This window comes from Fructilactobacillus sp. X1R3C1 (assembly GCF_059901545.1).
The window spans coordinates 162,820-169,648 of record NZ_JBWXUT010000004.1; the positions used below are offsets into that span (position 1 = coordinate 162,820).

6 protein-coding genes are annotated in these 6,829 nt (G+C 38.0%); 2 read left to right on the plus strand and 4 right to left on the minus strand.

Annotation, left to right across the window (positions count from 1 at the left end):
- Positions 1-566: 566 nt before the first annotated feature.
- The 3 genes from AC6UD8_RS05690 to AC6UD8_RS05700 form a co-directional block, all read right to left on the minus strand.
- Positions 567-1,112: a hypothetical protein gene (locus AC6UD8_RS05690; RefSeq protein ID WP_500694275.1), complete on the minus strand. Its 546-nt coding sequence runs from the start codon at positions 1,110-1,112 to the stop codon at positions 567-569.
- A 174-nt stretch (positions 1,113-1,286) separates the two neighbouring features.
- Positions 1,287-2,024, minus strand: coding sequence for a hypothetical protein (locus AC6UD8_RS05695; protein ID WP_500699757.1), 738 nt, complete (start codon positions 2,022-2,024; stop codon positions 1,287-1,289).
- Positions 2,025-2,451: 427 nt separating this feature from the next.
- On the minus strand, positions 2,452-2,985 hold the full coding sequence (locus AC6UD8_RS05700) for a GNAT family N-acetyltransferase (RefSeq protein WP_500694276.1): 534 nt from the start codon (positions 2,983-2,985) through the stop codon (positions 2,452-2,454).
- 144 nt (positions 2,986-3,129) lie between these two features.
- Here AC6UD8_RS05700 and brnQ point away from each other — a divergent pair, with 144 nt between their 5' ends.
- Entirely contained in the window at positions 3,130-4,482 is a 1,353-nt protein-coding gene (brnQ, locus tag AC6UD8_RS05705; RefSeq protein WP_500699758.1) for a branched-chain amino acid transport system II carrier protein, read from the plus strand.
- 59 nt (positions 4,483-4,541) lie between these two features.
- Here brnQ and AC6UD8_RS05710 read toward each other — a convergent pair whose 3' ends face one another.
- Positions 4,542-5,723 (minus strand): thiolase family protein, encoded by a 1,182-nt coding sequence (locus tag AC6UD8_RS05710; protein ID WP_500699759.1) that lies wholly within the window; start codon positions 5,721-5,723, stop codon positions 4,542-4,544.
- A gap of 141 nt (positions 5,724-5,864) precedes the next feature.
- On the opposite strand from AC6UD8_RS05710, the gene AC6UD8_RS05715 reads away from it, so the two are divergent.
- Positions 5,865-6,404, plus strand: a complete 540-nt coding sequence (locus tag AC6UD8_RS05715) for a hypothetical protein (RefSeq protein ID WP_500699760.1) — start codon at positions 5,865-5,867, stop codon at positions 6,402-6,404.
- Positions 6,405-6,829 lie beyond the last annotated feature (425 nt).

Below are 6,829 nucleotides of genomic sequence, written 5' to 3' on the forward strand. Positions count from 1 at the left end.
AATTAATTTTGGTTGTTGGTTCCCATTATTGTAAATGTTCCAGCGTTTGATTGTCATGTACAAAACAATACTAGTCAGAATAATTACGTATGACATTAGCATAATTAGTCCACTAGGGTTCCCGATTAAATAATTCCAGCGATCTGTTAATGTTTTGTTCCACATATAATTATCAGTTAAAGTATGTCCAATGATATTGTTAGAGGCAAAATATAGAAAAAGAATCAAAATGTATATTAGGGGAGAAATATTGTTAAATATTTCTCCCCTTTTTCTTAAATAATGTCTGGAACGCTCATAGGCAACAATTTCATAGATAATTACTATAAGCATACAAAAAAAGAATAATTTAGCCAGCAGATAATAACCTAATTGAAAATATGATTGCAAAATAATTCCTCCAGTAAAAGTGTTCATTAGGGCTTTTCTATTAAACTGAGTAGGTTGCCTTAATTATGTTAGCACTAGTATGCTTGAAGTAACAATAGTATCAGCGATTAGAAGGTATTTGACATGTAAAGAGAAAATAACATCGAAATATTACTTTTCTTCATTTATAAGAACGTTTATTGAATTTCTTCATATGTTCCATTTTTATTAACACGATAAGTTCCTGCAGTTCCAGATCCACCTTGATCTCTGTAGGATTTAATTACCAATTGGATATCATAGTAAGATCCATCAGTTGGTAAAGATCCGTATTCCATATCGTCACCAAAACCTAAGCCATTTTTTAGGACATTAATAGCTTGTTCAGGATTGTTGACTACATTATTTTGCGCTTGATTGGACTGATTTGGTTGATTGTTTCTTTGATCAGAGTTGTTAGAGGAATGTGTAGATTGAGCCTCATTAGTAGAAGAGGATGAGTTGTCATTGGAACTAGAGGGAGTGTCTGAACTCATATTACTTTGACTATCTGTTGTAGATGATGTCTGTGATGAGTTTTCAGAGCTATCCTTGCTATTGCTTGTTTTTTTATCCTTTGTTTGCTCTACTTGTTTCGTCCTATTATATGTTTCATTATGACCTGAATTTGAATACACGATAAATCCAATCCCAATTATTAATACGATAATAACGACGAATACGATTGTTTTTTTGTGTTTCATTAAAATTCTCCTTAACTAAATTAATGGTGTTAAGTGTAGTAAAGTTTCAGTGTTTACACAAACTGATGATTAAAAATTTCAAAACAAAAGGCCCAACCCATGAATATCACAGGTTGAGCCTCTTTTTATGCCGGAATAATTAGGATGATAATTAAAGCTGAATATTCTTATTGATTAATCATTGTCTTGATCATTATTGGTATTTGGTTCCGTAGTTGTATCATCGTCAGAGTTGGTATCAGTATCTGAGTTGTTGTCATTATCGGAATCTGAATTATTATCATTAGAATCAGTATTTGAATCTGAATTATCGTCGTTTGAATTGGTATCAGCATCTGAGGAGTCATTGTCAGCGCTATTATCATTAGAATTGGTGGCATTAAATGTACCATTTAAATTGTTATTTGAGCATCCTGATACAGTTACGCTACCATTTTGGTTTTTAGTAATTTGGATTGTTTCAGGTTTATCCATAGGTGAGTCTGCAACAATGTCACTATCACCGGAATCACTGCCACCATGAATAGTAAAAGTATTTCCATTCTTTTTATACGATCTAACTACGATGCTACTATCGGCAGTTCCTAATCCTACAGTATTGCTTGAAATAGTAAGTGTAACATCGTCTGAACCCTTGTAATCTCCCTGTAATGATTGAGGCAAAGTTGTTCCTGTTTCTTCAGAACTTGAACTGTTATTTTTAGTTGAAGCTTGATCAGTTGCTTGCTTATTTTTGTTGTCAGTTTCTTTTTTGTGTTTAGTTGGCTTACGTTTCTTAGATATACTTGTAGTATTTTTCTTATTGTTACTGTTGTTATTATTTCCGTTTATTTTAAATGCAAATATTATTCCTAGAGCAAATGCTAGGAGAACTACTAGAACGACTATAATTAAATTCTTCTTATTTTTCAAACCAATTTACACCCTTTAACGTTTTATTAAATTTTGACACATAAATAATTATATTCTTTAAATGACGTAATTAATAGGGCTAATGTGAAATATGATACAATCATAAGGACGATATAGTGAGTGACGATATTATATAATTACGGTACACATTAGAAATGCTTAGTTATTAATTATAGTAGAAAAAATAAACAAAAAGGCCCAACCCATGAATATCACAGGTTGAGCCTTTTTTTATACCAGAATAATTAGGACGATAATGAAACAAATTGCCAACACTGATAATGCCAAAAAACGTTTTGACGTCAATTTGTGGGTCTTGTGATAGGTCCATCCCATGCATCCCAAAATTACGATCAATCCGAACGTTGCCATTATGATTAATTTGATTAATACCGCTGTGTCGCCCAATTTGGCCACTTCCTAGTTATTATTTTAGTTCGATTTGGTAAGCGAAACGTTTTGTTCCATGACTCTTTTTACCGTTTGCGTAAATGATACCACGTTTAGTGAAACCATTTGAGAGAATGACGTGCTGCATTCCCTTGTTGTCTGGATGAGTGTCGATTCTGACGTCTTTAAAACCACGAAAGGCTGAGATGGTGAATAGACCACTGATGAATTTGGATGCTAGTCCCTGACCACGATAGTCGTTTGAGACAGCGATACGGTGAATGGCGGAGTAGTGACCTTGGTCGCCATTTTCCCACTCTCCACCCTCAAGGTGTAAGTAATCGGGGTCGATTCCTAAATGCAGGGTTGCGGTTCCAGCAACTTTTCCGTCAACATCTAGGACGTATGAGATGCCAAATTTAACGTCTCTGGCTAAATCCTCTTCACTCGGGTAATCACTTTGCCATTGGTCGATGCCTTGTTCGCCCAAAAACTTCTTGGCGTTTTTGATGATAGTGTAGATATCGTTTAAGTCAGCTTCAGTAGCTTTTCTTACGTAAATAGTAGACATAATAACACTTCCTTACTTTTATTATCAGACGATAAATAATTATAGTGAAGCTCATGTGGTTTTTCAACCATCAAATTAATTAGGGAGCCGGCTTTTTTTCTGGTAAAATGCATTGAACAGTAATTTAGGAAAGTTGGAGAAAACTTGGAAAAGAAATTAAGTGTAAGACAGATTATTTACGTTGGAATTATGTTGTTTGGGATTTTCTTCGGAGCTGGCAATTTGATTTTTCCCGTTAATATGGGACAGATGGCTGGTGGCAACGTTTGGTGGGCAACCCTCGGATTTGTTTTAACTGGAGTGGGTCTCCCCATCTTAGGGATCATTGCGTTAGGGGTCACCGACAGTTCCGGAGCCTTTGAAATTTCTTCAAACGTTGGCAAGTCGTTTGCGTACGTCTTTACTATTTTAATTTCTTTTATAATGGGACCACTTTTGGCCATTCCACGTTTAGCAGCCACTTCATTTCAGATTGGAATTGCACCATTTCTTAGTTCTGGTCATCAGCAGTTAGGCTTAATCGGATTTATTTTAATTTTCTTCATTGCCGTTTTTTTACTCTCGTATAATCAGGGTCGATTATTAGAATACATCGGGAAATTTTTGACGCCGTTGTTTTTGATTTTACTAGCGGTCATCATCGTCGTGTCGATTGTTAGACCAATGGGTTCACCACATTTCTATCATCCAATGGGTGAATACGGTCACTCCCCACTCCTTTCGGGATTCGTTGAGGGATATAACACGCTTGACGGTGCTGGATCAATTGCTTTTGGAATCGTGATTGTGGAAACCGTGCGTGGACTAGGAGCCAAAAGCCCCAAGCAGTTAGCCGTTAGCATCGGAAAGGCCGGCTGGATTGGTGGATTGATGATGGCAGTTGTCTACGTTCTATTAAGTTACATGGGCGCTAGCAGTCTGGGTGATTTTCGGCCATCAGCGAATGGTGGCATTGCCCTAGTGCAGATTGCGACGCACTACTTTGGTGGTTATGGGAACATTTTGCTGGCGCTAATTGTGATCGTGGCCTGCCTTAAGACATCGATTGCGATGAGTAGTGCCTTTGCGGATACGATGTCTGATGTTTTCCCGAAGCTTAAGTACCTTCCCGTTCTGATTTTTGCGGTGGTGATGTCGGCACTTTTGGCAACGCTGGGTCTGACTGAAATGATTAAATTTATCATGCCAGTCTTGATGATTGTTTATCCGTTTTCCATCTGTCTGATTTTGATTTCGTTAATTAAACCATTGCTTAAAAACTCTAAGATTGTTTACCAGATGACAATCTGGTTCATCGCCATTCCAGCCTTTTTAAGCGGGATGACCACCATTCCCGAATTGACACACGTACCAGAATTAGCGTGGTTATTTAAAATTAATGACTTTTTGCCACTGGCGCAGTACGGAATGGGATGGGTTTTGTTCGCACTGATTGGATTTGCGATTGGATTGATTCTTTCAGTGAAAAAGACCAGAAAACAATTAAAGCAAGGATAAATAAAGACCCCAGTAGTTAGAAATGCATCTAACTACTGAGATCTTTTTTTGTTTCTTCATTATAATGTGTGAACGGTCATCGCCATTCCCATTCCACCACCGATACAGAGGGTGGCCAGTCCCTTAGTCTGACCAGTCCGTTTGAGGTTGTTAATTAAGGTGATGAGGATTCTCGAACCGGAATCGCCGAGCGGGTGGCCCATTGAGACGGCACCACCGGTAATGTTAAGCTTGTTGTCGGGAAGATTGAGGTCACGCGCTACCGCTAAACTTTGAGAGGCAAAGGCTTCGTTTAGTTCAAACAAATCAAAGTCACTGATTTGTTGACCCGTCTTATCCAGTAGTTTATTAACGGCGTAGTAGGGGGCATATCCCATGATTTTAGGGTCACATCCGGCTTCGGCGTAGTCATCCAGCACCGCCAGCGGGGTTAGACCAAGCTCGTTGGACTTACTTTGCTTCATTAATAGGATTGCGGAAGCCCCATCATTTAGGCTGGCAGCATTTCCGGCCGTCACCGTGCCGTTTTCTTTAAAGGATGGTTTTAACTTTTTTAATTGTTCCATTGAGGTATCAAAACGAACGCCCTCATCCTTATCAACCATAGTGTTCCCATGGCGATTCTGGATTTCAATTGGGATCATTTCTTCATTAAAATAACCATTTTGTTGGGCGGCACTGGCTTTTCGATGGGACTGGAGGGAAAAAGCATCCTGATCCCTTCTTGAAATGTTGAACTGGTCGGCAACGTTTTCGGCGGTCATTCCCATCGGTTTTCCACTCCTGGCGTCGTTTAGTCCGTCTTTTTGAATGCTGTCCTCTAAAGTGATTGGGCCAAACTTGTGGCCCCTTCTTTCGTTCATATTTAGGTATGGAGCGTTCGACATGCTTTCGGTTCCTCCGACAAGGACGATGTCAGCATCGCCCATTTGGATGGCGGATTGCCCCAGTCGGACCGCTTTCATACCGGAACCACAAACTTGGTTAATGGTGGAGGCGGTGGCTGTGTCAGAAATGCCAGCGTTTAACTCGATTTGTCTGGCGACGTTTTGTCCACCGCCCGCTTGAATTACATTTCCAAAGATGACTTGGTCGATTTGTTTTGGATCAATGCCCGCGTCCTTGATGGTTGCCTTGGCGGCAATGGTTCCAAGATCAACCGAAGTTAGGCTAGCGAGGGTGCCGTTGATTTTACCAATCGGAGTCCTCTTTGCGCTTACGATTACGATATTGTCATTCATAGATTCGATGCTCCTTTGACATGATTCGTTGATAATTATACATGTTTTTACTTAACTTTTTTTAAAGTGCAAAAGTTAATGTTAATTTCGAGTTTCTACTATAATAAAGTGAATAATAAAAATACTTTAGGAGATGAAGTCATGGATAAGGATGAAGAAGTACAGCAAGTAGGGGAAATGATCGATCGCTGGCTAGACGCTATTGATGATCAACCTGATGTCTTAGAGAAGACGCAGGATGAGATTGACGAGATTGATACCATCATTGATAGTTTTGCTGAAATTGCGATTGTTGGGTTGGGAGTTCAGCCTAAGAACTGGAACGTCGATTTGGTTACTAACGTAATGTTTAATCGTTTTACCTTGATGCTAGATAGTGATGAGAAAACGGACTCGCTGTTTCAACTAATTCCCTTTGCCTTAATCCATTTATTTTCTTATTTAAACGATCAGGGAATTATTAGTAATGGTCCTAGTTTGAATAAATGGGTAGAAAATAATAGTAAAGCATTACGTTCAATGTACGATTCTAATTTTGATGCCTTTTATAAGAAATTGGTTAGTGCGATGGAAGATGCTGACGTTGATTTAGAGGATAAGAGTGCAGTGGATGCTTTTACGACGCGTTATCTAAGACAACACCCGCAAGATGGAATTGACTTATATTCAAAGAAAAAGTAGGCCAATTTTCTTGATAAAAAATGAAAATTAAAAAAGTTTGACCTTTTTTGACCAAAAGTGTTGACAAATGATTTGAGCGCATGTATAGTAGTAAATGCTCAGTGAGGGAGACAAAGTGATTTGATAATAATCGATTAGTCACTGATTATGAACTGAATTAATTATTTTAATCATTTCTCTTGCATCTTCATTATGAGCGTTGTATAATAGTCTTTGTTGTCTGGGTTCTCCGGATACAATGCTTGAACAAATAAATTTAAAATAATTGAGTTTATCTGTTGACATTTAAAACGCAACGTAGTATAGTTATACATGTTGCGTTAAGGAAGAATCAAACAGCAACAATCAAGAGTAGATCTTTGAAAACTGAACAAGATTTTGATTACAAGTGTAAGGTAATTTTAAGTTGTAGAACTTAAAATTAA

What these genes read in the sequence shown, in the direction of transcription:
- AC6UD8_RS05690 (WP_500694275.1), bottom strand. Translation starts at nt 1,112, where the DNA reads ATGAAACACAAAAAAACAATCGTATTCGTCGTTATTATCGTATTAATA.
- AC6UD8_RS05715 (WP_500699760.1), top strand. Translation starts at nt 5,865, where the DNA reads ATGGATAAGGATGAAGAAGTACAGCAAGTAGGGGAAATGATCGATCGC.
- AC6UD8_RS05700 (WP_500694276.1), bottom strand. Translation starts at nt 2,985, where the DNA reads ATGTCTACTATTTACGTAAGAAAAGCTACTGAAGCTGACTTAAACGAT.
- AC6UD8_RS05710 (WP_500699759.1), bottom strand. Translation starts at nt 5,723, where the DNA reads ATGAATGACAATATCGTAATCGTAAGCGCAAAGAGGACTCCGATTGGT.